The 24154-nt window shown below is 47.0% G+C and carries 19 protein-coding genes; 6 read left to right on the forward strand and 13 right to left on the reverse strand.

Annotated elements, in window-relative coordinates; translation table 11 throughout:
* Positions 1-3: 3 nt before the first annotated feature.
* Both OCU60_RS22555 and OCU60_RS22560 read right to left on the reverse strand, forming a co-directional pair.
* Positions 4-726: an AAA family ATPase gene (locus tag OCU60_RS22555; protein ID WP_074374440.1), complete on the reverse strand. Its 723-nt coding sequence runs from the start codon at positions 724-726 to the stop codon at positions 4-6.
* Positions 723-1712: an AvrD family protein gene (locus tag OCU60_RS22560; protein ID WP_074374441.1), complete on the reverse strand. Its 990-nt coding sequence runs from the start codon at positions 1710-1712 to the stop codon at positions 723-725. Before OCU60_RS22560 ends, OCU60_RS22555 begins: the two co-directional genes overlap by 4 nt.
* A 199-nt stretch (positions 1713-1911) precedes the next feature.
* Between OCU60_RS22560 and OCU60_RS22565 the strand changes: the two genes are divergently transcribed.
* Both OCU60_RS22565 and OCU60_RS22570 read left to right on the forward strand, forming a co-directional pair.
* Positions 1912-2688 carry an outer membrane lipoprotein-sorting protein gene (locus OCU60_RS22565; RefSeq protein WP_083602731.1) on the forward strand — a complete coding sequence of 259 codons (777 nt, stop codon included), beginning with the start codon at positions 1912-1914 and terminating at the stop codon, positions 2686-2688.
* Positions 2688-3860, forward strand: coding sequence for a malate transporter (locus OCU60_RS22570; RefSeq protein ID WP_074374442.1), 1173 nt, complete (start codon positions 2688-2690; stop codon positions 3858-3860). The genes OCU60_RS22565 and OCU60_RS22570 overlap by 1 nt, the downstream gene beginning before the upstream one ends.
* Before the next feature lie 164 nt (positions 3861-4024).
* Here the strand turns inward: OCU60_RS22570 and glpC are convergent, their stop codons facing one another.
* From glpC to glpA, 3 genes are read right to left on the reverse strand one after another with little or no spacing between them, the layout of a single operon-like run.
* Positions 4025-5251, reverse strand: a complete 1227-nt coding sequence (glpC, locus tag OCU60_RS22575; protein ID WP_074374443.1) for an anaerobic glycerol-3-phosphate dehydrogenase subunit GlpC — start codon at positions 5249-5251, stop codon at positions 4025-4027.
* Positions 5248-6642, reverse strand: a complete 1395-nt coding sequence (gene glpB / locus OCU60_RS22580) for a glycerol-3-phosphate dehydrogenase subunit GlpB (protein ID WP_074374444.1) — start codon at positions 6640-6642, stop codon at positions 5248-5250. The genes glpC and glpB overlap by 4 nt, the downstream gene beginning before the upstream one ends.
* On the reverse strand, positions 6639-8288 hold the full coding sequence (gene glpA, locus OCU60_RS22585) for an anaerobic glycerol-3-phosphate dehydrogenase subunit A (RefSeq protein WP_074374445.1): 1650 nt from the start codon (positions 8286-8288) through the stop codon (positions 6639-6641). The genes glpB and glpA overlap by 4 nt, the downstream gene beginning before the upstream one ends.
* A 536-nt stretch (positions 8289-8824) precedes the next feature.
* On the opposite strand from glpA, the gene OCU60_RS22590 reads away from it, so the two are divergent.
* A complete protein-coding gene (locus OCU60_RS22590) occupies positions 8825-9682 on the forward strand; it encodes an MIP/aquaporin family protein (protein WP_074374446.1) in 858 nt (285 codons plus the stop codon).
* Positions 9683-9773: 91 nt separating this feature from the next.
* A complete protein-coding gene (gene glpK / locus OCU60_RS22595; protein WP_074374447.1) occupies positions 9774-11288 on the forward strand; it encodes a glycerol kinase GlpK in 1515 nt (504 codons plus the stop codon).
* Positions 11289-11439: 151 nt separating this feature from the next.
* On the opposite strand, the gene fecE is transcribed toward glpK, so the two are convergent.
* The 6 genes from fecE to OCU60_RS22625 all read right to left on the reverse strand — a co-directional run bounded on the left by fecE (position 11440) and on the right by OCU60_RS22625 (position 19109).
* Positions 11440-12207: a Fe(3+) dicitrate ABC transporter ATP-binding protein FecE gene (gene fecE, locus OCU60_RS22600; protein ID WP_074374448.1), complete on the reverse strand. Its 768-nt coding sequence runs from the start codon at positions 12205-12207 to the stop codon at positions 11440-11442.
* 2 nt (positions 12208-12209) lie between these two features.
* Positions 12210-13172, reverse strand: coding sequence for a Fe(3+) dicitrate ABC transporter permease subunit FecD (gene fecD / locus OCU60_RS22605; RefSeq protein WP_074374449.1), 963 nt, complete (start codon positions 13170-13172; stop codon positions 12210-12212).
* Entirely contained in the window at positions 13169-14152 is a 984-nt protein-coding gene (locus tag OCU60_RS22610) for an iron chelate uptake ABC transporter family permease subunit (protein WP_083602732.1), read from the reverse strand. Before OCU60_RS22610 ends, fecD begins: the two co-directional genes overlap by 4 nt.
* Positions 14153-14196: 44 nt before the next feature.
* Positions 14197-15090 (reverse strand): Fe(3+) dicitrate ABC transporter substrate-binding protein, encoded by an 894-nt coding sequence (locus OCU60_RS22615; protein ID WP_074374451.1) that lies wholly within the window; start codon positions 15088-15090, stop codon positions 14197-14199.
* A gap of 217 nt (positions 15091-15307) precedes the next feature.
* Entirely contained in the window at positions 15308-17464 is a 2157-nt protein-coding gene (locus tag OCU60_RS22620) for a TonB-dependent siderophore receptor (protein WP_074374452.1), read from the reverse strand.
* A 1168-nt stretch (positions 17465-18632) separates the two neighbouring features.
* Positions 18633-19109, reverse strand: coding sequence for a GNAT family N-acetyltransferase (locus OCU60_RS22625; RefSeq protein ID WP_074374453.1), 477 nt, complete (start codon positions 19107-19109; stop codon positions 18633-18635).
* Between the two features lie 509 nt (positions 19110-19618).
* Between OCU60_RS22625 and OCU60_RS22630 the strand changes: the two genes are divergently transcribed.
* Positions 19619-20827, forward strand: coding sequence for an IS256 family transposase (locus OCU60_RS22630; RefSeq protein WP_261854726.1), 1209 nt, complete (start codon positions 19619-19621; stop codon positions 20825-20827).
* A gap of 379 nt (positions 20828-21206) precedes the next feature.
* Here the strand turns inward: OCU60_RS22630 and OCU60_RS22635 are convergent, their stop codons facing one another.
* A complete protein-coding gene (locus OCU60_RS22635; protein WP_261854726.1) occupies positions 21207-22415 on the reverse strand; it encodes an IS256 family transposase in 1209 nt (402 codons plus the stop codon).
* Between the two features lie 912 nt (positions 22416-23327).
* On the opposite strand from OCU60_RS22635, the gene OCU60_RS22640 reads away from it, so the two are divergent.
* Entirely contained in the window at positions 23328-23525 is a 198-nt protein-coding gene (locus tag OCU60_RS22640; protein WP_074375114.1) for a hypothetical protein, read from the forward strand.
* A 301-nt stretch (positions 23526-23826) separates the two neighbouring features.
* On the opposite strand, the gene OCU60_RS22645 is transcribed toward OCU60_RS22640, so the two are convergent.
* Positions 23827-24153 (reverse strand): hypothetical protein, encoded by a 327-nt coding sequence (locus OCU60_RS22645; protein WP_074375113.1) that lies wholly within the window; start codon positions 24151-24153, stop codon positions 23827-23829.
* Between the last annotated feature and the right edge of the window lies 1 nt (position 24154).

Below are 24154 nucleotides of genomic sequence, written 5' to 3' on the forward strand. Positions count from 1 at the left end.
GAATTAGGCCTGTTGAGCAGCCAATACTGACAGTCGATGGTTTTCTATTTCTATCGCCTCTGCTTTCACCTTGCTCACAGCTTTTTCGATAGCTTCATCGGGGTCCACATGGAAGGGCAACCCGAAGTGTTCTGCAATAGTCAGTAAGCGGCTACGAAGATCACCACCAACAGAGATATGGGGAATGTTGAGTTCTTTAACAGTGGAGAGCAAAAGGTCGTTAGAGAGCCTTCTAAAATTATCGGATACGGGGCGGTGCCCATCCTCTACTAAATCAAACTCAATCGGTAGATGAACAAATTTACTGTAAGTTTTTTTCGCATAACGCTTTGCCACATTGCCAAACGCATCAATATAGCCTCGGTGAATAGGCGCATATGGCTTACTGATAAATCTTTTCATTGCAAGGACAAAATCACTTTCATTTGGGTTGATCCCCGTTTCTAGGCGTGCTGCACCATATACCCACTCGTGCAAACAAGAACCATCCGAGAAAAAGTGATCACCACACCGTTCTTCATTAACAACACGCTCGCTCAATCGACTCAGTCCCAAGTTTAGTAGCTCGGCTGGATTACACTGCTCCAATGTTTTGCCCGGCACTGCATCTGGTAGAATCTCACGCATAGTACGAGCTTGAGTACGAGGAACCTGAGTCGCAATAGCAAGGGCTTCTGTCAGAGTGGTTTTTCCTGTTGAGTAAGTTCCTGAGATGGCAATTTTCATGCTGACTCTCCTTGTGGTAATTGGTGACAAAGTTTGGCGGTTATACTGAATTCTGGATGGCCGGATACAGCGCCATTTACGGTGGCAAGTCGCCATGAAAAGTCTTTCTTTTTCACCAGTGAATTCTTCATACTGCAAAGTGTAAGCATATGTTTGCGACGTGGAATAATTGGATATGGCGTCGTTACCGATACGGAACGCATCCACAAATTGTAGGTTTTACTACGGTCAAGCTTATCGAGTCGATACATAACCAACTGTGACAACTGAGCAAAACATGTCAGCCAATCTACCATCATCAATGCATACGGATATTGCCCCATTGCACCAGTCGATGGCTTGCCCGAACACTGAAAAAGTAATTCACTGGAAACAGCACCAGTTGAATCATAAAAGGTATTATTAGCAAGGTGGCAGCTACGTAATCGGAAGTCGTTGGTGAAATATTCATCATCATCTGTAATTGACTCAATGGAACATGAATGTTCGACCATAGCCTCATGGTCGATGACCACTTCAATTTCCATGCTACCGAGATTGGTTTTGACTCGTGTTAATGTACCAAATAGGCTATCGGGAGAGTTGGTGGTATTGGAAAGCTCAGCCGACAGCCTAACGTTCCCCAGGTCCTCTAAAGCATCAGATCCAGCTTTGATCGATACATGGCGAATCCACGCCTGTGAAGACTGATGAGAAGAAAGTTGATAGTGACGCTTGATAATGCCATAAGAAACACGTCCAGCAATTAAGAACGCATCAATCGTACTCATATGAGGACGGCGATGTTGTGTGTTCTTTTGTGACCAGTCAGTTTTATATAAAACATTCACTAAACCTTGCGCATTATCTTTGTCATAATTGATGTTGCATTCATATTGTGTACGCTTATAGCCTTCACCAAAATAACGCTGCTCAGAAGGCCCCAAAATGTCATCAATGCTGGTGATGACCTCGTTAATTTCCTTATCTAAAAGATTCAGTTCCATAAAACAAACACTCCTTGTTGTTTAAATAGCATTGGCTCCAGAGTCTTTTATTCTACATACTGCATATTTATTTTTATCCTGTCCGAATGTCTACCGGTACTATCCGTTCGTATAGGTTCACTCCTTGACTAAACTTTGTATATTTCATAGCTAGACTCGTTCTTCAATAACAATCTTCAATAACAATAAGGCGTTAGCTATGAGGATATTTCTCAGTTTATTGGTAACACTCTCAACAGCCACCGCAGCAGAAGGGCTCACTGGGCTAGATGTTGCAAGTGAAATGATTGCTCGCGACACAGGGTATATTTCCTATACGTCGGATGTGGAAATGTCGATCACGGCAGCAAATGGCGATAGCGTACACAGAGAACTCACGATTAAAGGCATTGAGCAAGAGCATGATGGCGATAAGATCATCACTTACTTTCAGGCCCCCCGAGATATTGCGGGCACTGCACTTCTGACTTTCAGTCATGCAATTGATGCAGACGATCAATGGTTGTACCTACCTTCCATTAAACGGATCAAACGTATTTCCTCGAATAATCGTTCGGGTCCATTTATGGGTAGTGAATTCGCCTATGAAGACATGAGTTCTTGGGAATTGGATAAATATCGCTATGAGTTAGTAAAAGAAAAAAAACAGGATGGACGAGCCTATTGGTTGCTGGCCTGTTTCCCTCGCTATGAAAATTCCGGATACTCAAAGTTGATCGCTTGGATTGATCAAGATATCTATCAACCGAGAAAAATTGAATATTATGATCGTAAAGGCATTCTATTTAAACAGCTAACCAATTCTCAATATGAGCTTCACAATCAACATTACTGGCGCCCTAAATTCGCGCAAATGGATAACCTGCAAAGTAAACGTTCTTCTTCACTAACATGGCAAAATATGACGATGGGGGAGGATGTTTCGCAGGCTCAGTTCGAGCCGAAGCAACTACGTAATGCATACAGGTACCACTGATGGCAGTAAAGCATCGATTCTTAACAACTGCGCTAGCACTTGGTTTTACCCAGTTTGCTTGGGCGGATTGGCAAACCGAAGGCTTTGTCAGTGCCATAGCTGATATATACAAAGATGATGCCCAATCCGAACAATGCTGCAATACATTAGCTAACCGAATGCTATTTGCCCCTCGCCTGTTGTGGTGGAATGATTCAGGTTGGGCAGCAACATTCAACCCTTACGTAGAATATGAAACTCAATCCGAACAAGGATTTATCAACCTTAGGGAAGCCAATCTCACCTATGCTGGCGACGGAATTGAATGGTTACTGGGTTATAACATTGTTTATTGGGGGGTAACGGAGGTTTATCAGCCAGTTAATGTCGTGAACCAATATGACGGACATATAGCCCTCGGAACGAAGGACAAAATAGGGCAACCCATGCTTCAGGCGCGATGGCTCCCTCAATGGGGAGATGTACAAATGCTGCTTCTGCCCGCCCATCAACCACGCCAGTTTCGCGAACCAGACCAGCGTCGGAGCTTGACTAAACCGGTCAGAGACCAAGCTCTTTACCCAGATGGAGAAAAGACTATCGATAGCGCAGTCCGGGTCGGTTTTTGGCAAGATGCTTTGGATGTCGGTATCAGTGCTTTCTATGGTAACAGCCGTGAGCCACTGCTGGTTGAACAAACTCATGACTGGCAGGCATCTTACGCCACCATCTTCCAACTAGGTGTCGATCTGCAATGGACCCAGGACGACTTACTCCTCAAATGGGAAAGTACTTATAAGTCAGGAGAAGGCCGAGACTACACCACTCTTGTAACCGGATTTGAGTATTCAGTTTATGGCTTCTCATTTAGTCAGGGAACACTTGGATTGATCAGCGAATATGCATGGGATGATCGTGATAGCTCTGCACCACCAACCATCTATAATAATGACCTATTTCTTGGTTTACGCTGGCAGGCAAACGATATTAAAGATACAGAACTATTACTCTCTGGGTTATTTGACTTGGAACAAACGTCACCTATATACAAACTAACGGCATCAAGACGGATCAATGAAAATTGGAAGCTGATCATAGAAGGTTACTACTTATCGTCCATGGCCAATAACGAACCTATTGCGTACCTGAAAAACGATAGTTATTTCACCATCGGTGCAGAATACAATTTCTAGGAATAAAGGACACGAAAAACAACAATGGTATTGCCTGATTAAACGGTAATTAACGACTGGCTATGCATGCACAGTCGTTAAAGGTTGTTTTCTGTTCATCCCCACGAACACCGAAGTCATCCTATCAGTAGGATGATCCGAATCTTCCCGACTCTATTTGCCTTTCACTCAATCGCCATTGCCAGCAAACTGATTGGGTGAATCGCTTCAAGTTGGGTGTTCTCCTCGATCTGCCATTTACAGGTTTCACAATCGGTGATCACCATGTCTGCACCGGATTGATCAATCGATTCAAACAAGTGTGCACCGATCTTCATCGATACCGGATAGTTCTCGGTCTTAAACCCATATGTTCCGGCAAGGCCACAACATTCACTATCGAGAACCGTTACCGTCACTCCCGGAATCATTTTCAGTAATTCAATAGTAAAAATCGCTTGCCCGCTGCGTTCCAAATGACAAGGCGTGTGATAAACCACATTCAGATTCAATGGTTTCATCGCCGGTTGCTGCCCATTCATAAATGATCGCAATAAAAATCGCGTCACATATTCGATTTTGTCAGCAACCTGAGAATTATCGACCCCAAGCACATGCGGATATTCCTGTTGCAATGTAAAAGAGCAGGTCGATGACGTGGAAAGAATCGGGGTTTGATAATCCTGTACAGCCGCTATCATCGATTGAATATTTGCCTCAGCATTCTGACGCGCTTTCTGATGAAATCCGTTCGCCATCAAAGGCACACCACAACATTTTTCACGTTCCAGCAAGCGAACCCCGATGTTCATCGCATTCATGACTTTGATGAAGTCTTTGCCCAGTTGCGGATGGTTGTAGTTCACATAACAGCCATGAAAATAAGTCACCTGATGCTGATACAACGGCTGACGGGTGCAGTTTTGTCTGAACCACCGTCTGAATGTCCCGTGTGAATACTTGGGTAATGATTTATGCTGGTGAACACCAATCACCTGATGCATGGCTTTTTTGACCATCGGTAACGCGGTCGTTGCATTGATAATCGGTGCCAGTGGTGATGCCAGTGTGCCGAACAGATCCGTATGGCTGAGGACATAATCACGGATGCGTTTCGGATTGAGCGGCTCCTGACCATATTTCCCCCGGGCTACAGCGATCATATCGCCAATTTTGACCCCGGAAGGACATGCGGTTTCACACCGTTTGCAGTTGGTGCAATATTTCAACGCTTCATCGTAATAAGCCGGATTCTTGATACGTAAACGTTCACCATCCGGGCCGCACTGTTTCGGGCCCGGGTAGTCAGGATTCGCCTTCGAAACAGGACAATAAGCAGTACATACCGTGCACTTGATACACTGTTCAAACGAGGTGCTCTGAGGGGCAAGCTGAGTAAAACGACGATTCATGAAAGAGCCTCCTGACAAGTTGCCGGACAAACATTATCGGTGATGCATTGCGCAACGGCATGATACGCAGTTGCAATGGCAACACCGCCACCACTGCCTTCAAACACGGGGTCATATCCGGCCAGCATTGCCCCACAACAATAAAGATTCGTGATCGTTTCCCCGCAATAACTCGGATTCAGCTGATCGTTGGTTGACACCCCAAAGGTCATGAACGGATGCGGTTGATCGGCAATAAAATCATGTCCGCCCCATTGTGTTCTCGGTGTGATTTGCGCGACGTCCAACCCGAAAACGGGCTCTTTGATCACCTGTCGTGATGCCTGAAGTCCCTGACTGAAATAACTGCCGGTTGCCATAATATATTGATCGGCCCGCACCGGAATATCGGTCAGATTACGGGTATACACTTTCGTCAGACGATGTCCTTCAAAATGGCCGCCAAGGACTTGATCCCCCTTGAGATGAACGCCCCCCGCCTGAATAAAAATCCGGTGTAAAGCCGCTTCGAGGCGAATGCCCATCAACGACGGTGGCATCGTCGGGACTTCATGAAAATGACGCTGCGTTGCTTGTTGTAAGCGATCTAAGACTGCCATCCCATCGCCATGACCTATGACCGCAGGCAAGATCACCAAATCATCGGACTGGGTCATCTCGGTCAGTTGTTCACAAAATGCCGACCAAATTGACGCTTGTTGCAACAGATGAGCGATATCAAGCGAGCGTCGTTCACAAGGATGACGCTGACCGTGCTCAACACTGGGGAGATGAATCGTGGCAATTCGTATCGGCAGCCCGGCAAAATCAGCAACGCGGGTTAAATTATCCTTCAGGATTTGCGGCTGAAAATCACGGTATCCAGCCAGCGCAATAATCACAATTTCGCGAAAATCGGCTTTCGCGCGATCGCGATGCTGATACACATGAGGCTGAGATAACCAAGTCGCTTTCAGCGTACCAAACGGTGTAATACGCCAATGGTTCGCATGATCCGGCTGATGAGAAAGCGCAACCTCTGCGGCCAGCATCTCTTTAAACCACAGCAAACTCTGCTTCACCACGGTTTGGCCGACTTTCACATACGGATGTTGCCCGGTCTGACTGCTCGTCTGTTGCGGTAACATCGTCTGTCCCGGTAATGTTGGCGAAGTGAGTGCATCATTTTGCAACTGAGCAATGGCTTGCAACTGAGCAATGGCAGCAAAAGGATCCGCGACAAGCTCACCCGTTGGCAGGCGACCCAACACATCAATAGAGCCTGAAGAAAAATGCAACGCACTCTGCCCTTGACTGATCAGAACGGTTTTCTGACCCGCTTGCTGACTCCGGATCGCTGCACAATAGCCGGCAATCCCGCCGCCGATCACGGCGATATCATAATTCATCATTGGCGTTCCTCCTGCTGCGAATCGGTGTCGATCACTGGTTGTTCTCCCACACCAAGCAATCCCTGATAGATCCAGTAACTGAACTCGGCTTCCCGCAACGCGTTGCCCCAAAAGATCGGTTTAATGCCTTTCCAGCGTTCTTCCAGAAAATCGGTCAACAATGCACCGGATTCACAACCATCCATATCAGCATATTCTGAAAACAGCGCCGCAGCCCGATAACTACACAATTCACCCTGACAGGGCCCCATCCCTAAGCGGGTCCGACGCCTGAGATCAATCAGGTTTTTGACATCCAGTTGCGAAATCGCATATTCGATCTCACCGGCCGTGACCATCTCACATTCACAGATCACCGCCTGACTCTCAGGGGTATCCGCTAAAAATTGTTCCGCACGTTCACCGTGACGATAAATTGCCGACTCATAAACGGGTTTGGCGAGGCTGGCGGTTTTTTTCGCCGTCTTCGGCATACCGTTAGCACCGGGCAACGGTTTGATATGCGTTTCACACGGCGCTGAATGACCCAGTTTTTGCGCGACCATATCGGTTGCCCATTCCGCCATGAGACGATAAGTCATGAGCTTACCACCGGTAATCGTCGTCAACCCTTTCAGCCCATCCCGCGCTTCATGATCGAGTAAGACGATCCCCCGGCTGATATTCCGCCCGCTGCCATCATCATCAACAGAAACTAATGGCCGGACACCGGCATATGCCCGGAGCACTCGCGTATTGGCCATAATCGGGGCTAACTTTTCCCCTTCTTTCAACAGTAAATCGACTTCACGTTCAGTTACTTGCAAGTTGTCGATCTGGTCATAATCCACATGTTCAGAGGTTGTACCGATTAAAGATATGGTATCTCCGGGCACCAAAATATCGGCATCGGCCGGTTTGCGGCAGCGATTGATCACGAGGTTATTGATCCGGTAATCGAGAATCAGTAAAGACCCTTTGGCGGGGAACATGCGGATTTTCAGGTCTGCGTATTCACAAATATTCTGTCCCCAGATACCAGCAGCATTAATCACCTCTTTGGCGTATATATCGAGATGTTCACGGGTGTCCGAACGCCAAGCCCGAACGCCAAGCACAGTATCCCCCTGACGAATCAGGCCTTGGACCCATGTGCGATTCAATACACGCGCACCATGTTCTTTCGCGTCCAGAATGTTCGCACTACACAACCGAAAAGGGTCTAATGTGCCGTCAGGCACTTTGACGGCACTAAGCAACTGTGGATTAACATGCGGCTCTAAAACCAGCGCCTCTCTGGCACTTAAACGTGTCGTCTCAATGCCGGCGACACCACAAGCCTTGATGAACGTCTCCTGATAAGCTAAATCATCTTCCGGTAACGTGACAAATAAACCGTTGGTCGGTTCGACACAGTGTTTGGCTATCCGCCGGAGGATTTGATTTTCCTGAATACATTCTTTTGCTGATTCAGGATCGGTCACAGCATAACGCGCGCCCGAATGTAATAAACCATGATTTCGCCCCGTCGTCCCGGAAGCAATATCATCCCGTTCGAGTAAAATACAGTCGATGCCACGTAACGCACAATCACGCACGATGCCAGTGCCTGTTGCACCACCACCAATAATAACGACATCTGTTTCCAATCTTCGGGCAACCGCCATGTATATGAACCTTCTGATATCAATGTACTTACAAATAGTGTGTCATTTATTATCTAAAATGTTCGATATATTGCTCACAAAAGAGCGAACGAACATTTTTAATCAATCAATGGTTCAATGAGCGAGCGTCATATTACGCGGTTTATTACAATGATGATGGGCTCAGGATAACGTAGCAGAGTCAGCTGACTCTTGCATGAATCGCCCTCCCTTCCCCTATAGATACGGATGAACAGCAGTCATCCATCAACGATAGCACAACAACTATCAATACTTTTATAAACATTTTTATTAATACAAATGGAAAATATAGGCTATTTCTCGGCTCAAAACTGACATTTTAGCGTCAGCATTGTTCCATTAAACAGAATGTCATACCTTAAAATTATGCTCTAATTAACAAAAATAGAAATAAAAGGCTCACAACTGTGTTCGAACACTCATTAATTATGTTTGTTTGTTTTCGCGCAAAGTTTTCTATGCAGAATAAGCCCTGCATACGTGCATATATGTGAGTAAAATAAGGATTCTTACCTATGGCTCGAACAAAACAACATACCCTACTAGGGGAATGCATTGCTGAATTTATCGGAACAGGGTTACTGATATTTTTCGGTGTTGGCTGTGTGGCAGCGCTGGTCCTCACCGGTGCTTCATTTGGACAATGGGAAATCAGTATCATCTGGGGGCTCGGTGTGTCGATTGCGATCTATTGCACGGCTGGTGTCTCTGGTGCACATATCAATCCTGCAGTCACGATAGCTCTGGCAGCATTCCACGGTTTTAACAAAGCAAAAGTACTGCCTTACATCGCATCACAAATCCTCGGCGCATTTTGCGCTGCGGCACTGATTTACGCGTTGTATAGCAACCTATTTGCCAACTATGAAGTCACCCATGACATACTGCGCAACAGTCAGGCGGCACTCGCAACCGCCGGTATTTTTTCAACTTATCCGAATGCATCGTTATCCTTCTTTGGTGCCGTGGCGGTTGAATTTACTATCACTGCGGTGTTGATGTTTGGGATTCTGGCGCTCGGTGATGAAAATAACGGTGCACACCGAAACGCAATGAACCCCCTGCTGATCGGGATACTCATTGCGGTCATCGGGAGCTCATTAGGACCATTGACCGGCTTTGCCATGAACCCCGCCCGAGACTTCGGCCCCAAACTGTTCGCGTATCTGGCAGGTTGGGACTTTGCCTTGACTGGCGGTAAGGATATCCCCTACTTTATTGTGCCGATCATCGGACCGATTGCCGGTGCGTGCTTCGGCGCCTGGGCTTATCCGAAATTCATTGCCGCATATCTGCCAACGGTTGGCGTAGGTTGCACGATCCCGAATCAGTGTGATGTGCCCGAAGAAGAAAATACCGAAGCACATGTTTAACAGCACTGAATCACCCGCCATACCAGCAACAAAAAGAAGTTAAGCAGCGACTTAATAAAACATGAAACAATAAAAGACGAAGGAATGAACCATGACTGAGCAAAAATATGTTGTCGCCCTTGATCAAGGGACCACCAGCTCAAGGGCTGTCGTACTCGACCACGACGCGAATATTGTCAGTGTATCTCAGCGTGAATTTACTCAAATTTATCCCGAAGCCGGCTGGGTTGAACATGACCCGATGGAAATCTATGCAACCCAGAGTTCAACACTAATCGAAGCAATCAGTAAAGCTGGGATTCGCAGTGATGAAGTAGCAGCTATCGGGATTACCAACCAACGTGAAACCACCATTGTCTGGGATAAAGAAACCGGCAAACCGGTCTACAATGCAATTGTCTGGCAATGTCGCCGTACCGCAGAAATCTGTGAAACCCTGAAAGCACGCGGACTAGAATCCTATATCCGGGAAAACACCGGGCTATTATTAGACCCTTATTTCTCCGGAACAAAAATCAAATGGATTCTGGATAATGTTGAAGGTGCCCGTGAAGATGCCGAAGCCGGCAAACTGTTGTTCGGGACCGTGGATACCTGGCTGGTGTGGAAAATGACGCAAGGTCGCGTCCATGTCACGGACTACACCAACGCCTCACGGACGATGCTTTTCAACATCAATACATTGCAATGGGATGAGAAAATTCTGCAAGAATTTGGCATTCCGCTTTCAATGATGCCGGAAGTTAAAAAATCCTCAGAAGTCTACGGTCAAACCAACATTGGTGGTAAAGGGGGAACCCGTATCCCAATCGCCGGGATTGCCGGAGACCAGCAAGCCGCACTGTACGGGCAAATGTGTGTTCAGGCAGGACAGGCGAAAAACACCTATGGCACCGGCTGCTTCCTGCTGATGAATACCGGTCAGGAAAAAGTGACTTCCAGTAATGGTCTGCTGACCACACTGGCCTGTGGCCCGAATGGCGAACCCGCTTACGCACTCGAAGGTGCGGTCTTTATGGGTGGGGCGGCAATTCAATGGCTCAGAGATGAACTGAAACTCATCTCCGATGCCAGAGATTCCGAATATTTTGCAACCAAAGAAGATACCGCAAACGGTGTCTACGTGGTGCCGGCATTTACCGGTTTAGGCGCGCCATATTGGGATGCTTATGCACGCGGTACCATTGTCGGCCTGACCCGGGGCGTCAATTCAAACCATATCATTCGGGCAACACTCGAAAGTGTCGCCTATCAGACTCGGGATGTGCTGGATGCCATGCAAGCGGACTCCGGTATTCAGCTGGCAGGGCTAAGAGTTGACGGTGGTGCGGTTGCCAATAACTTCCTGATGCAGTTCCAGTCTGATGTACTGGATACGCAGGTACTTCGTCCGAAAGTCACCGAAGTGACAGCCTTGGGCGCGGCCTACCTTGCCGGTCTTGCCGTCGGTTTCTGGGATAGTCTGGACGAACTGAAAAACAAAGCCGAGATTGATCGCACCTTCTCACCCCATCATGATGAAGAAAAGCGGCAACGTCGTTATAAAGGCTGGAAACGCGCAGTCAAATGTGCACAAACCTGGGCTGAAATGCATAACGAAGAGTAATCAGCCACACCGATCAGCAAATTGATCATGCAAAGCACTAAGTCAATCTGGCTTAGTGCTTTTTTATTGGCACAAGTTTATTGATTCGTTTTTTATTAGCACGTCTTTTTTATTAACACGAATAGGTATTACCGCACGAAATCGAGCAGCACTACTTCACCACACACATCGGCGTGCCGGCGATCGGATCGCGATGGATTTCAGCGTCCAGTTCAAACACATCCGCCAAGAGTTGTATGGTCAATATTTCCGCCGGTGCCCCCTGAGCAACAACCCGTCCGCCATTCATCACAATCAGATGATCACAATAACGACAAGCCTGATTGATATCATGCAAGACCGTCACTAATGTTTTCCCTTCATGATTCAAGCGGCGCATCAGTTTCATCAGCTCAACCTGATGGTTCAAATCAAGATAGGTGGTCGGCTCATCGAGAAAGACATAGTCCGTGTCCTGCGCCAGCGTCATCGCGAGCCAGACCCGTTGACACTGACCGCCGGACAGCTCCGCGATTTTCCGTTCGGCAAATGCCGTCACCCCCGTCAATTGCATGGCCTGTTCGACTTGATGCTGATCGGTCTGGGTTAACTGTCCCCAAAAACCGGTATAAGGGCTGCGGCCATAACCGACCACATCCCGCACTAAAATCCCCTCGGGTACTTCCTGAGACTGAGGCAATAGCGATAGTACCCGAGCCATCGCTTGTGATGAGTAATCCCGGATATCTTTGCCCTGCCACTGAACCGAGCCTGACTGCGGGGCGAGAATACGCACCAAGGCTTTCAGCAGGGTGGATTTCCCGCAACCATTAGGCCCGAGCAAGGCGGTGATCTTCCCTGATAAAATCTGTAGATTCACCTGCTGAACAATCGGTGTCTCACCGTATCCGACATCAAGATTCTCTGTCTTCAGTCCCATGTTTATCTCATTTTGACTAATAAATACAAAAAGTAAGGCGCACCGATTGCAGCGGTGAGGATCCCGGCCGGCAGTTCAATCGGCGGATCAATCACCCGGGAAACGAAATCCGCAATCAGTAAGATCAAGGCACCGACCAACATGCCTGTCGGCAACAAGATTTGATGCTTACCGCCGACCAGTTGACGCGCCAAATGCGGGGCGATCAACCCCAAAAAGCTAATCGGCCCGCAAATCGCAACCGCAGCCGAAGTCCACCCCACCGCGATTGCCAGCGCAATCAATCGGGTCAGCTTAACGGTCACCCCGAGGCTAGTCGCCCGCTGCTCGCCTAATACCAAAATATTGAGTGGATGACTTAACCCCAGAACAACCGGCAGAAGTACACACCACGGCAACAATAGCTGAATCTGTTCCCAACTGCGTCCCCATAGACTCCCGGTCAGCCAGAGTAAAGCGTTGTTAATATCCAGCGGATGAATCAGCATGATGAAATCAATCGCACTGCCATAAAAAGCGGCGAGTGCCACACCGGTAATCGCCAGTTTCACCGGTGCCAGATTGCCTCGCACCAACAACGCCAGAATCAAGGCTGAAACAATCCCCCCGACCAGCGCAACCCACGGCAGCCATAAGACCGACACTGCCGGAAACAAGGTCATCATCGCGACGGCTGCTAACCCCGCACCATGACTGATGCCCAGAATATCAGGCGATGCGAGCGGATTGCGAATCACACCTTGGATCAGGACACCGGCCGTTGCCAGCATCGCCCCGACCACAATCGCCACAATCGCGCGCGGAAAACGGTAATCATAAATCGTAAAAGCAAAGGCACCTTGGTTGTGTAATCCGCGCCATAACTGCGTCCAGTTCAGATCAACCGCGCCGTATTTCAGACTCGCTAAAAAACTGACGATAATCAGTCCACTCAGGAGCAACGGTATCTTCAATGTATGATTCATCGTTCCTTCCTGACCAGATAGATAAAACAAGGGGCGCCCATCAGTGCCAGTACAGCACCTGCGGGGGTTTCTGAGGGGAAAATCACCCAGCGACTCAACATGTCAGCGCTTAACGTCAGCATCGCCCCGACCAAAGCGGTGCCCGGCACCAACCAACGCAGATCATAGCCAAATAATTTCCGCGCCATATGCGGCACGATCAAGCCGACAAACGCAATCGAACCCACGGCACTGACACACACACCGACGATGATAAAAACCAATAGTCCGGTGAATGCGCGAATCCATGTCAAACGAACACCGAGGCTTTGGACCCGCTCATCCCCCAGAGCAAATAAATTCAACTTGGGCGCCAAAGCCCATGCCATCAGCAAAGCGAGCAATAACGGCGGCCAGCTCAAAACGACCTGTTGCCAGCTCACACTGGCAAAAGAACCGGCAAGCCACGTCATCACCCCTGTGGCCTGATCTTCAACCAAGATCACCAGCGCTTTGGTCATCGCCGCGCACAACGCAGAGACGGCAATACCAGCCAAAACCAACTGTTTACGCTCGGCTCCGGTGCGCCATGCGCCCCCGAGCACCACCACAATGGTCCACGCCAGTGCCCCGCCGACAATCGCGGCAATCGGCTGGCTGAGATAGGCTTGTTGTAAAAACAGGGTTGACGTCAGCGCAACGCCCAAAGCGGCACCGGCATTGACGCCAAATAAACTCGGTGATGCGAGCGGATTACGGGTCAGCGTCTGCATTAACAGCCCGGCAACGGCCAGCCCGGCACCCACCAAGATCGCTTCAATCACTCTGGGAAGGCGGATCTCAACAATGACCGTTTCGGCAATCCCCGGGGGTTGAGACGAAAAAAAGGCATCATAAGGTGTACTGAGCGACATCGGAATGGCAGAAAAAGCCCACAACCCCCACCATGCGAGTAACACCACCAATCCACTCAGACACAAGAGCAGCGTGATACGTATCATCCGGGTGTGAGCCACATTGGGGAGTATGATTGGAGAGGGGCAACTCATGACGATGGCGACACCAGTTGAAGCAAGTCTTTTGCCATATATTCAGCCGCCAGAATTCCCCGACATCTTGACCAGAGATTGCCACTCACGGAAAGCACATGATGCGCCCGTACCGCCCCTAACATCTGCCACAAAGGCTGCTTTTTCCAGCGATGGACAATGCTGTTCGGGGTATAGTCACCGACAACGAGATAATCAGGATTGATTGCTAACAACTGTTCCAGTCCAATCTGGTGACTGGCACGATCATTATATAGTGCCGGTGGCGACTTAAAGCCCAACGCCTGAGCCACCCCACCCGCATATGAATCATTGCCATGCGCATGAAAAGCATTTTCCCGCGCCACCCCAAACAGCAATGTTTTACCCTGTAAGGTGTGTAATTGCTGACGATATGCCGCCATCCGCTGTTGATGTAAAGCCAATCGTTGTTGCATTGCCTGCGCTTTGCCGACAACGGTGCCGATGACAGCAGCGGCAGCCAGATTATCAGCATAGGTCTCCCGGCGAGAGCGTAACATCAGCGTCGGGGCAATTTTCGCCAGATCATCATATACAGCCGCATGACGATCCACATCAGCAATGATCAGATCCGGTTGCAGCGCGGCAATCATCTCCAAGGACGGTTGAGAACGCGTCCCCACCGACACCCAATCAGAAAATTGCGCCCGGACAGCCGGTAACAACCGCTCAGCGTCTTTATCATCGGCAATCCCGACAGGGCTCACATGGACAGCCGCCAATGCGTCCGCAAAAGAGAACTCCAAGACAACAATTCGCTTCGGAATATAATCGATTGAAAATGTGCCCCGTTGATCCTGAACCGTCACCGCCAGAACCGATGTGGAAAAACCGCACAAGAGCAAGAGTAGTAAAGCAATACGTCGCATAGCGCACTTCAGCATGTTGTAAAACATCCAAAAATCAAAGGATTGAGTCATATTAAATGAGAATTGTTTATATTACGAAAAACTCAGATATAACACCAGAGATAAGAAACGGTTTGTCTCAATCCCATCCGCTATGACTGAAATAAAAAGCTGAGATAAAAAGCTAGTACCAAAAGTAGATACAAAAAAGCCCGGAGAAACACCGGGCCAATACATATCAGAATGAATAATCAGCTTGTAAGTAAACGCGTCGCCGCTCACCGACAAACGAGCCGGTTGCCTCAGTGAAACCACTGACAGCATAGGATTTATCAAACAAGTTCTTCACATTCAGCTGGAACTTCCAGTCATGCCACAAGGTCTGCCATGACATATCGTACACGGTGAACGGCTTCACTTTTTGCGCGGCTTGGGTGAGCTGTTCACTGACATAATCCGCTCCGAATCCGATGGAGGAATCAATTGCAGGGAAATGATAGCGCGTCCATAAACCCAGTTGGTTATGCGGTGCGTTGGCAAAACGGTTTCCGGCAGTCCGGTTAGAAAACTTACCATATCCCTGTTTAACCAACGTATCGTTATACGCGTAAGACAGGTTCGCAACCCAGTTTTCCGTTAAGTCAGCCAATATATCAACTTCGATACCCTGACTACGAACTTTGCCATAAGCCACCTGCTTATCACTGTCATTCGGATCGGTTTGCAGGACGTTTTCCTTGGTAATATGGTAGAGCGCCACATTCATATTGACCCGATTATCAAACAGGTACGTTCTCACCCCGGTTTCATACATCAAACTCTCTTCCGGATCGAACGGCCCGCCATTATCGGACGCCTGAGAAGCCGCAGATTGAGGCACAAAACCGGTTGCAATCACGGCATAAGGATGGAATTGCGCGTTGATCTTATAGGTAGACCCGACTCGGTAAGAGAACCCTGTTCCGGTGTACTGTTCTTGCGTCTCTTTTTTCAAATCAACCACTTTATCGCGGTAACCGTCAAGCCGAATCCCCGACAGGACATTCCATGCATCGGTGATTTGCCATTGATCCTGAAGGTACGCCCCGTACCGCTCTTCACGTGAGTCGGTATGTTTTGCCAGCGACAGGTTATATGAGGAAACATCATCCGGCGTGTAATCCGGATGGGTCAGGCTCCGGTCAGAAACGCCATTTTTACGCTTCGCGCGGTGATAATTAAATTCATTGTCGAGCCGATAATAATCAGCCCCGAACAGCAGGGTGTGTTGTTCAAGCTGCGCCACCAGATTCGCGGTCACAGAGCCCGCTTTATTGGTTCGCAACTGATCGCGATATTCACGGGTAACCGTATCATTGATACCGTCACCGTTGGTATCTTTCAACGAGCGCGACTCATGGTATTTTTGCGTATCTTCATTTTCAAAATAACGCAAAGTGACATCACCGGAGAGCCAGTCATTGATATTATGATTGACACGTACCTGATAGACTTGCGCCTCCAGATCGTGGTAATCACTGGCGTCATTGGCATTCCATGATGCATCGGCTAAAAAGTTACCGTCATCATCGGTCGGAATCCCGCGGATTCGTCCCCCGCCGATATGCTGCGTCACATTGATATATTGCAGACCAATCGTAGTATCAGCTCCGGCATCCCACTCATAACCTAAATCGATAATGCGGTTACGGGTGTCGGTATTTTTACGATAAGGATTTTCATGATCTTGATAAATGCCGAGACGATAACGCTGCGACTGATCGGCATTGGCAGAACCGGACAACTCAACCTGAGCACTGGTAAAATCTTGATTGCCGTCGGTCACAGCCACATGACGCTTGGTCGCGTAGGTTGGTTTCTTAGTCGTATAGTTGATGGTTCCGCCCGGTTCACCACTTCCCATCACTGCCGCCGCAGGGCCTTTCAACACTTCAACCCGCTCAATATTAAATAACTGTGGAATCGACAACCCTTCAAACGGGTCACCGCGCACACCGTCATACAGTACGTGGTCCTGACGGAAGCCCCGGAACGTCACATAAGAATAGTTGTACTGGCTGACCCCGCTCATGGAGCGGTACAAATCGGTAATCTGCCGAGCGGCCTGATCTTCGATCAACTGGCGGGGCAGCACCTGAATCGACTGCGGTGTATCATCAATCGCGGTCGGGGTTTTGGTTGCCAGAGAGGTTTCTTCCGCACGATAAAGAGACAGTGCCCGCCCGTGAACCGTCATGGTTGCATCGGCAGAGGTTGCATCGGCAGAAGTTGTCTTGGTGTCGTCACTTGCCACTGCTGCGGCAGAAAAGCTGAGCGCGATCATCAACGCTAAAGGTGTTTTTTTACCTAAAGGAGAAGATGTCGGCGTTTGATTATTGTGTTTGGCATGAATCATGAGATGGTCTGATCCGTTTATTCAATTGAGATGTCCATTAAAAGAGATGAAAATCTAAATGAGTTTAATTCCTATTTCAAGTAATTGTTAAATTTATCGCTAAAATGGCGTTAAATTGCCGGGAAATTAATGCATTTGGTTGTGTATTGTGGTGATAATGCTTGGCATTGGTTTCATAATCCAAACCTTAGGGATTGAGATATGATGCACAATTGCGAATGCGCCTTTAACATCCAAGTATGACGCACAATATATTTTCCCGATTTCAGAAGCATTAGCGCTCTGTGCGCCAGTTCATCTTTCAAGAATGAAAGACGAACCAGAAAATTCTTTTGGTCTGGCTGAGTCGCACGCTGTCCAGAACCAGCTTTTACGGGCGTCCTGCCCGGAAAAGCTTAATCATTCTTCCATGAATGATTTTCTTGGCTGAGGGGCTGATTTGAATTGGGTGAAACATTTATACAGACAACTTGCTTATGTGGGATCCCTATTTTCAACCTGCTGAATAACTGCCATTGCCACGGTGTGACCCACTGAATGCGCCTTTGACGCCCAAGTATGACGCACAATATATTTTTTCGGTTTCAGAAGCATTAGTGCTCTGTGCGCCAGTTCATCTTTCAAGAATGAAAGACGAACCAGAAAATTCTTTTGGTCTGGCTGAATCGCACGCTGTCTAGAACCAGCTTTTACGGGCGTCCTACCCGGAAAAGCTTAATCATTCTTCCATGAATGATTTTCTTAGTTGAGGGGCTGATTTGAATTGGGTGGAACATTTATACAGACAAGTTGCTTATGTGGACTCCCTATTTTCAACCTGCTGAATAACTGCCATTGCCACGGTGTGACCCACTCCCCCCGTAATCTTACCCACTGAATGCGCCTTTGACGCCCAAGTATGACGCACAATATATTTTTTTCGATTTCAGAAGCATTAGTGCTCTGTGCGCCAGTTCATCTTTCAACAATGAAAGACGAACCAGAAAATTCTTTTTGTCTGGCTGAGTCGCACTCTGTCCAGAACCTGCTTTTACGGGCGTCCTGCCCGGAAAAGCTTAATCATTCTTCCATGAATGATTTTCTTTGTTTAGGGAACCATTGGGATTGGATTAAAATGCTAAGTGTTGGGAAGATAGTGAAACATTAACGGTTGACGTCATACTCGTTGTTATAACCGTCTTTCCATGCGTAAAAGACCCCAAACCTCACCGTCGAAAGAACGAGTGCCATTTTCATGTGATATCACAATAAAACCAAGAGATTCATAGCAATTTTTAGCAACTACGTTTCGTTCAAATACAGCCAGTGATAGTAGGCTAACGTTGTATTTTTCTTTTGCTAGATCGACTAACTGACCAAGCATATGCTTTGAAATACCCTTTCCACGAAAGCTGTCTGAAACAAATACGCGGCAAATCCTAAAGTGCGACTCTGAAACTTTGAATAGCTCAACATAGCCGGCACTCTGGCCTGAGACAACGAAGATAAAGGGGAACACTTGCGGTTGAGAACAGTGTTTAGAAATTTGCACTGAATCCAATGGGAACACAAAGTTTGGACCACCCCATTGATAATTCAATCTATCCGAGTCGATCCAACCGATAAGCAGGTCATGATCTTCCTTTTCGAATGCTCTAAGTTCCATTTTTCCTCTAAGGTTATAACGCCCAGTTTAGCGGGCAATTGAAGCGCAGCGTAAATTGATCCGCTGCAACTGTTTGTTATGCACTAAACTCTTGTGCATATACCACAACCCTGTCGGCCGAAGCTTCTACGAGAGCCCCAGAATATAAATCATGAAGTTCATCTTGAGTCATATAATCTGAACCAATTTTCCCTTTATTGAATAAGAATTCGAAAGCCTCATTAGATAAAGCCACTTCTCTCATATTTTTATATTCAAGGAGTTTTCCACCGCGAGGCCCTTCGCTGGAACATTCGTCAATTTTGCAAACTGGAATATGCTCACCCTTTGATATAAATTTTTGGTCTGCTCGTTGAAGTTTGTCTGTAGGCCTTAGAAATGCGGAACAACACGGGAATCTGTAGTCATTAGAAGATTTTTTTGAGTCGCAAACCTTCTTGTCACACAAGGGTAGTGTTCAAATTTCTGTGTCATTTCTTTAAACTGAACCAAAAAGGAAATGACACCTTATGTCTGACGATAAATTCGAAATTGATATTCAAGCTTTTGCCAAAGCATTGCAATCCGGTCAGGGCCTCAACGGCAAAGACGGTTTGCTCACCCCGTTGATTAAGCAAATCACTGAAGCCGCGCTCGGGGCTGAAATCGAACAGCACCTTGAAGCTGAGCCCGACAATCGCAAAAATGGAAAATCCCGCAAAACCGTTAAAACCTCATCCGGGGAATTTGAACTTGAAACGCCCCGTGACCGAAATGGCTCTTTTGACCCGCAAACTGTCAAGAAGCACCAGACCCGACTGACCGATGAGATGGAACGTAATGTCCTCTCCCTGTTTGCCCTTGGCAACAGCTATCAACATATCCGGGAATATCTGCTGGATATGTATGGTATCAGCGTTTCCAATGGCACGATTAACGCCATCACCGACCGTCTTATCCCTGAGCTCAGAGCATGGCAGGAGCGGGATTTAGACCCCGTCTATCCGGTCGTCTGGCTTGATGCCGTTCACTACAAAATCAAGGAAAACGGTCGCTTTGTTTCCAAAGCCATTTACACCATCCTTGCACTCAATATCGAAGGAAAAAAAGAGCTGCTGGGGATTTATCTCTCTGATGCCGAAGGCGCGCATTACTGGCTCAGTGTCCTGACCGACTTACAAAATCGCGGTGTCAAAGATATTTGTATTGCTTGTGTCGATGGCCTCAAAGGGTTCCCTCAGGCGATTGAAACCATTTACCCGCAGACTGAAGTCCAACTCTGTGTTATCCATCAAATCCGTAACTCGATGAAGTATGTCGCCAGCAAAAATCAGAAAGCGTTTATGGCGGATTTAAAATGTGTTTATAAAGCGGCAACCCTTAAAGCTGCCGAACATGAGCTGGATGAGCTGGAAGCCAAATGGGGACCACAATACCCGCTGGTGATTCAGTCATGGCGCAATAAATGGGAGAACTTATCGGTGTATTTCAAATATCCCGAACAGGTCCGCAGAGCCATTTACACCACCAATGCGGTTGAGGCGGTACATCGTCAGTTCCGCAAACTGACCAAAACCAAGGGCGGTTTTGCTAATGAAACCAGCTTGCTCAAGCTGTTGTATGCAGGTATGTTGAAAGCCAGTGAAAAGTGGACGCATCCGGTGCAGAACTGGAACCTGACACTGTCTCAGCTCAGCATCCACTTTGAAGGCAGACTCACTCCATATCTGGATTTATAAAAATGGGCGTGACACAGAATAATGAACAGTCTCATTCGTTCTGGTTCTAAGTTCAATTTGGAAACGGACTTAACGCTAACGGAGGGCGGGATTCCTATTGAACACAGAGGGAAAGGTAAGCAGTGCTTCATTAAAACAGCATTTGCTCTTAGAGAAAGAGAACCAGAAAAAACGGTTGATGTACTACTTCTAGAAGAGCCTGAAAATCATTTGAGCCATACCAGCATGTGTAAAGAGACTGTTCATTATTCTGTGTCACGCCCATTTTTATAAATCCAGATATGGAGTGAGTCTGCCTTCAAAGTGGATGCTGAGCTGAGACAGTGTCAGGTTCCAGTTCTGCACCGAGACTGTTCATTATTCTGTGTCACGCCCATTTTTATAAATCCAGATATGGAGTGAGTCTGCCTTCAAAGTGGATGCTGAGCTGAGACAGTGTCAGGTTCCAGTTCTGCACCGGATGCGTCCACTTTTCACTGGCTTTCAACATACCTGCATACAACAGCTTGAGCAAGCTGGTTTCATTAGCAAAACCGCCCTTGGTTTTGGTCAGTTTGCGGAACTGACGATGTACCGCCTCAACCGCATTGGTGGTGTAAATGGCTCTGCGGACCTGTTCGGGATATTTGAAATACACCGATAAGTTCTCCCATTTATTGCGCCATGACTGAATCACCAGCGGGTATTGTGGTCCCCATTTGGCTTCCAGCTCATCCAGCTCATGTTCGGCAGCTTTAAGGGTTGCCGCTTTATAAACACATTTTAAATCCGCCATAAACGCTTTCTGATTTTTGCTGGCGACATACTTCATCGAGTTACGGATTTGATGGATAACACAGAGTTGGACTTCAGTCTGCGGGTAAATGGTTTCAATCGCCTGAGGGAACCCTTTGAGGCCATCGACACAAGCAATACAAATATCTTTGACACCGCGATTTTGTAAGTCGGTCAGGACACTGAGCCAGTAATGCGCGCCTTCGGCATCAGAGAGATAAATCCCCAGCAGCTCTTTTTTTCCTTCGATATTGAGTGCAAGGATGGTGTAAATGGCTTTGGAAACAAAGCGACCGTTTTCCTTGATTTTGTAGTGAACGGCATCAAGCCAGACGACCGGATAGACGGGGTCTAAATCCCGCTCCTGCCATGCTCTGAGCTCAGGGATAAGACGGTCGGTGATGGCGTTAATCGTGCCATTGGAAACGCTGATACCATACATATCCAGCAGATATTCCCGGATATGTTGATAGCTGTTGCCAAGGGCAAACAGGGAGAGGACATTACGTTCCATCTCATCGGTCAGTCGGGTCTGGTGCTTCTTGACAGTTTGCGGGTCAAAAGAGCCATTTCGGTCACGGGGCGTTTCAAGTTCAAATTCCCCGGATGAGGTTTTAACGGTTTTGCGGGATTTTCCATTTTTGCGATTGTCGGGCTCAGCTTCAAGGTGCTGTTCGATTTCAGCCCCGAGCGCGGCTTCAGTGATTTGCTTAATCAACGGGGTGAGCAAACCGTCTTTGCCGTTGAGGCCCTGACCGGATTGCAATGCTTTGGCAAAAGCTTGAATATCAATTTCGAATTTATCGTCAGACATAAGGTGTCATTTCCTTTTTGGTTCAGTTTAAAGAAATGACACAGAAATTTGAACACTACCGAAAAATATAAAGATGAGTTTAGCTGTCAAAGTCTAAAAATCGTAGATTTCAACCTTTGGCTAGTATGCAATAAGTTTTCATTCATTAATGGTGAAATAACTCAAGACCAATACGAAAGACGTATTGAAAATTCGTTCTTAGAGACATTAATGTTAATAAAACCCTTTAAGTATAAGAATAAAATAGCAAAAATAGAACCGATGTATCCAAGAGCAGAAATAAACTAACAAAGCCATTGGAAGAAAAGTTGCTAAGAGTGGTTCCATCAACTCGATTTTGCCCTACGTAAGTTAGAATGCATAATCTGTAAACTTACACACATAAAGTAAAGGTGACATACTGAAAGATTAATGCTTTATTCTGTCTATTTCCTTCCATCTCAGGCACTGCAATAAGCGGTGCCTGATCGCAACTTGATATAGAAAAATTATCCAAATGGTAGATAGCCGCCGAAACTCCAAACTCATTTCTGTTCAATTCCTTTTTAAAACTGTATTCAAATTCGCTGAAACGCTCATCGGCTGATTATTTTGAGAACCCACACCCAAAATCTCATACTTTTTTAATACTTTTTATTTCCCTGAATTCGATAACCTAACTCCTGCACTGGCAAAATCCAGTGCCGGGCGTAGGAACCCGCATTTCCCCACAAGGCATAATAGATGTCAGTTTATACTGGTATTTTTCTATGTTACGCTTTAGCTCGCCTGATTATGGTGGGCTGGGCAAGGCAGCTTCGGCTGGCTGCTAACCTTGTGGAGCGGTATTCCTACACCTTGTTCCAGTTCACCACCCGAAACGTAGGAATTTCGTGTGGTGTTCATATCTCAACAACCACAAGGAGTTCCACTATGTACGAAACCATCCCTTATAATCCCGAGTTTGCCCAAAAAGCCCGCGAATATCTGCGCCAGTTAGAAGAAATATTTGAAGCCGAACAGCGGCACAATAGTCAAGAGCTGCGCAATGTGCTGCTGTATCTGAATAATCTGATTACCACCCATTATGTGCGCTATCATGAAGAGCCGGATGAATCAGATTTGGTGTGATGATTGATTGGTTGATTTAGTTTTCGAGCCGCAGTTGCGGCTCGATTTGAATTATCTGAAATATAAGGTGTAACTCGTCGGCTACATATTTATCAGGGCAACACCTGCACCCCAGATATTCATCTCAAGGGCAAGTGGCTGAGTGAGGCTGTGTTTTAGACCGGGGTAAGAATCACCGCCAATATTGCAGCGGATTGTATTGTACTCGTCCCCGATATCAGTTGATATGGATAAAAACAGCCGGACTATTTTTAGCCCGGCTGTTTTTTGAGGATGGGGGAATTGAATTAGAGTGTCTCCACTAATATGTAATTTTTACTATAGAGCAATTGTTACTCTCTAATAATTTAATAAGATCATCTTCCGTTTTTAAACTAGCCAACATTCCATTTGATATATAATCACTAAACCACTGAGAGTCTGTTTCTTTAAATATATCTTTCCATTGAGCTGTATTAAATGAGGAAAGAGGGAAACTACCTCCCATTAAGCCATGTCCAAATCCTTCTTCTAATAAAATTTTTTGTGCATCAAAGGAAAATGCAACTAGTTTTGGCCAGTTTGAGCTATGTGTTTCATTTAGAGCTCTTTTGTCCAATTTGGCAATAATGTAATATACATCAGACATA

The sequence above is a fragment of the Vibrio spartinae genome, assembly GCF_024347135.1.
Taxonomy (GTDB): Bacteria; Pseudomonadota; Gammaproteobacteria; order Enterobacterales; family Vibrionaceae; genus Vibrio; species Vibrio spartinae.

What these genes read in the sequence shown, in the direction of transcription:
- OCU60_RS22555 (WP_074374440.1), bottom strand. Translation starts at nt 726, where the DNA reads ATGAAAATTGCCATCTCAGGAACTTACTCAACAGGAAAAACCACTCTG.
- OCU60_RS22560 (WP_074374441.1), bottom strand. Translation starts at nt 1,712, where the DNA reads ATGGAACTGAATCTTTTAGATAAGGAAATTAACGAGGTCATCACCAGC.
- OCU60_RS22565 (WP_083602731.1), top strand. Translation starts at nt 1,912, where the DNA reads ATGAGGATATTTCTCAGTTTATTGGTAACACTCTCAACAGCCACCGCA.
- OCU60_RS22570 (WP_074374442.1), top strand. Translation starts at nt 2,688, where the DNA reads ATGGCAGTAAAGCATCGATTCTTAACAACTGCGCTAGCACTTGGTTTT.
- glpC (WP_074374443.1), bottom strand. Translation starts at nt 5,251, where the DNA reads ATGAATCGTCGTTTTACTCAGCTTGCCCCTCAGAGCACCTCGTTTGAA.
- glpB (WP_074374444.1), bottom strand. Translation starts at nt 6,642, where the DNA reads ATGATGAATTATGATATCGCCGTGATCGGCGGCGGGATTGCCGGCTAT.
- glpA (WP_074374445.1), bottom strand. Translation starts at nt 8,288, where the DNA reads ATGGCGGTTGCCCGAAGATTGGAAACAGATGTCGTTATTATTGGTGGT.
- OCU60_RS22590 (WP_074374446.1), top strand. Translation starts at nt 8,825, where the DNA reads ATGGCTCGAACAAAACAACATACCCTACTAGGGGAATGCATTGCTGAA.
- glpK (WP_074374447.1), top strand. Translation starts at nt 9,774, where the DNA reads ATGACTGAGCAAAAATATGTTGTCGCCCTTGATCAAGGGACCACCAGC.
- fecE (WP_074374448.1), bottom strand. Translation starts at nt 12,207, where the DNA reads ATGGGACTGAAGACAGAGAATCTTGATGTCGGATACGGTGAGACACCG.
- fecD (WP_074374449.1), bottom strand. Translation starts at nt 13,172, where the DNA reads ATGAATCATACATTGAAGATACCGTTGCTCCTGAGTGGACTGATTATC.
- OCU60_RS22610 (WP_083602732.1), bottom strand. Translation starts at nt 14,152, where the DNA reads ATGATACGTATCACGCTGCTCTTGTGTCTGAGTGGATTGGTGGTGTTA.
- OCU60_RS22615 (WP_074374451.1), bottom strand. Translation starts at nt 15,090, where the DNA reads ATGCGACGTATTGCTTTACTACTCTTGCTCTTGTGCGGTTTTTCCACA.
- OCU60_RS22620 (WP_074374452.1), bottom strand. Translation starts at nt 17,464, where the DNA reads ATGATTCATGCCAAACACAATAATCAAACGCCGACATCTTCTCCTTTA.
- OCU60_RS22625 (WP_074374453.1), bottom strand. Translation starts at nt 19,109, where the DNA reads ATGGAACTTAGAGCATTCGAAAAGGAAGATCATGACCTGCTTATCGGT.
- OCU60_RS22630 (WP_261854726.1), top strand. Translation starts at nt 19,619, where the DNA reads ATGTCTGACGATAAATTCGAAATTGATATTCAAGCTTTTGCCAAAGCA.
- OCU60_RS22635 (WP_261854726.1), bottom strand. Translation starts at nt 22,415, where the DNA reads ATGTCTGACGATAAATTCGAAATTGATATTCAAGCTTTTGCCAAAGCA.
- OCU60_RS22640 (WP_074375114.1), top strand. Translation starts at nt 23,328, where the DNA reads ATGTACGAAACCATCCCTTATAATCCCGAGTTTGCCCAAAAAGCCCGC.
- OCU60_RS22645 (WP_074375113.1), bottom strand. Translation starts at nt 24,153, where the DNA reads ATGTCTGATGTATATTACATTATTGCCAAATTGGACAAAAGAGCTCTA.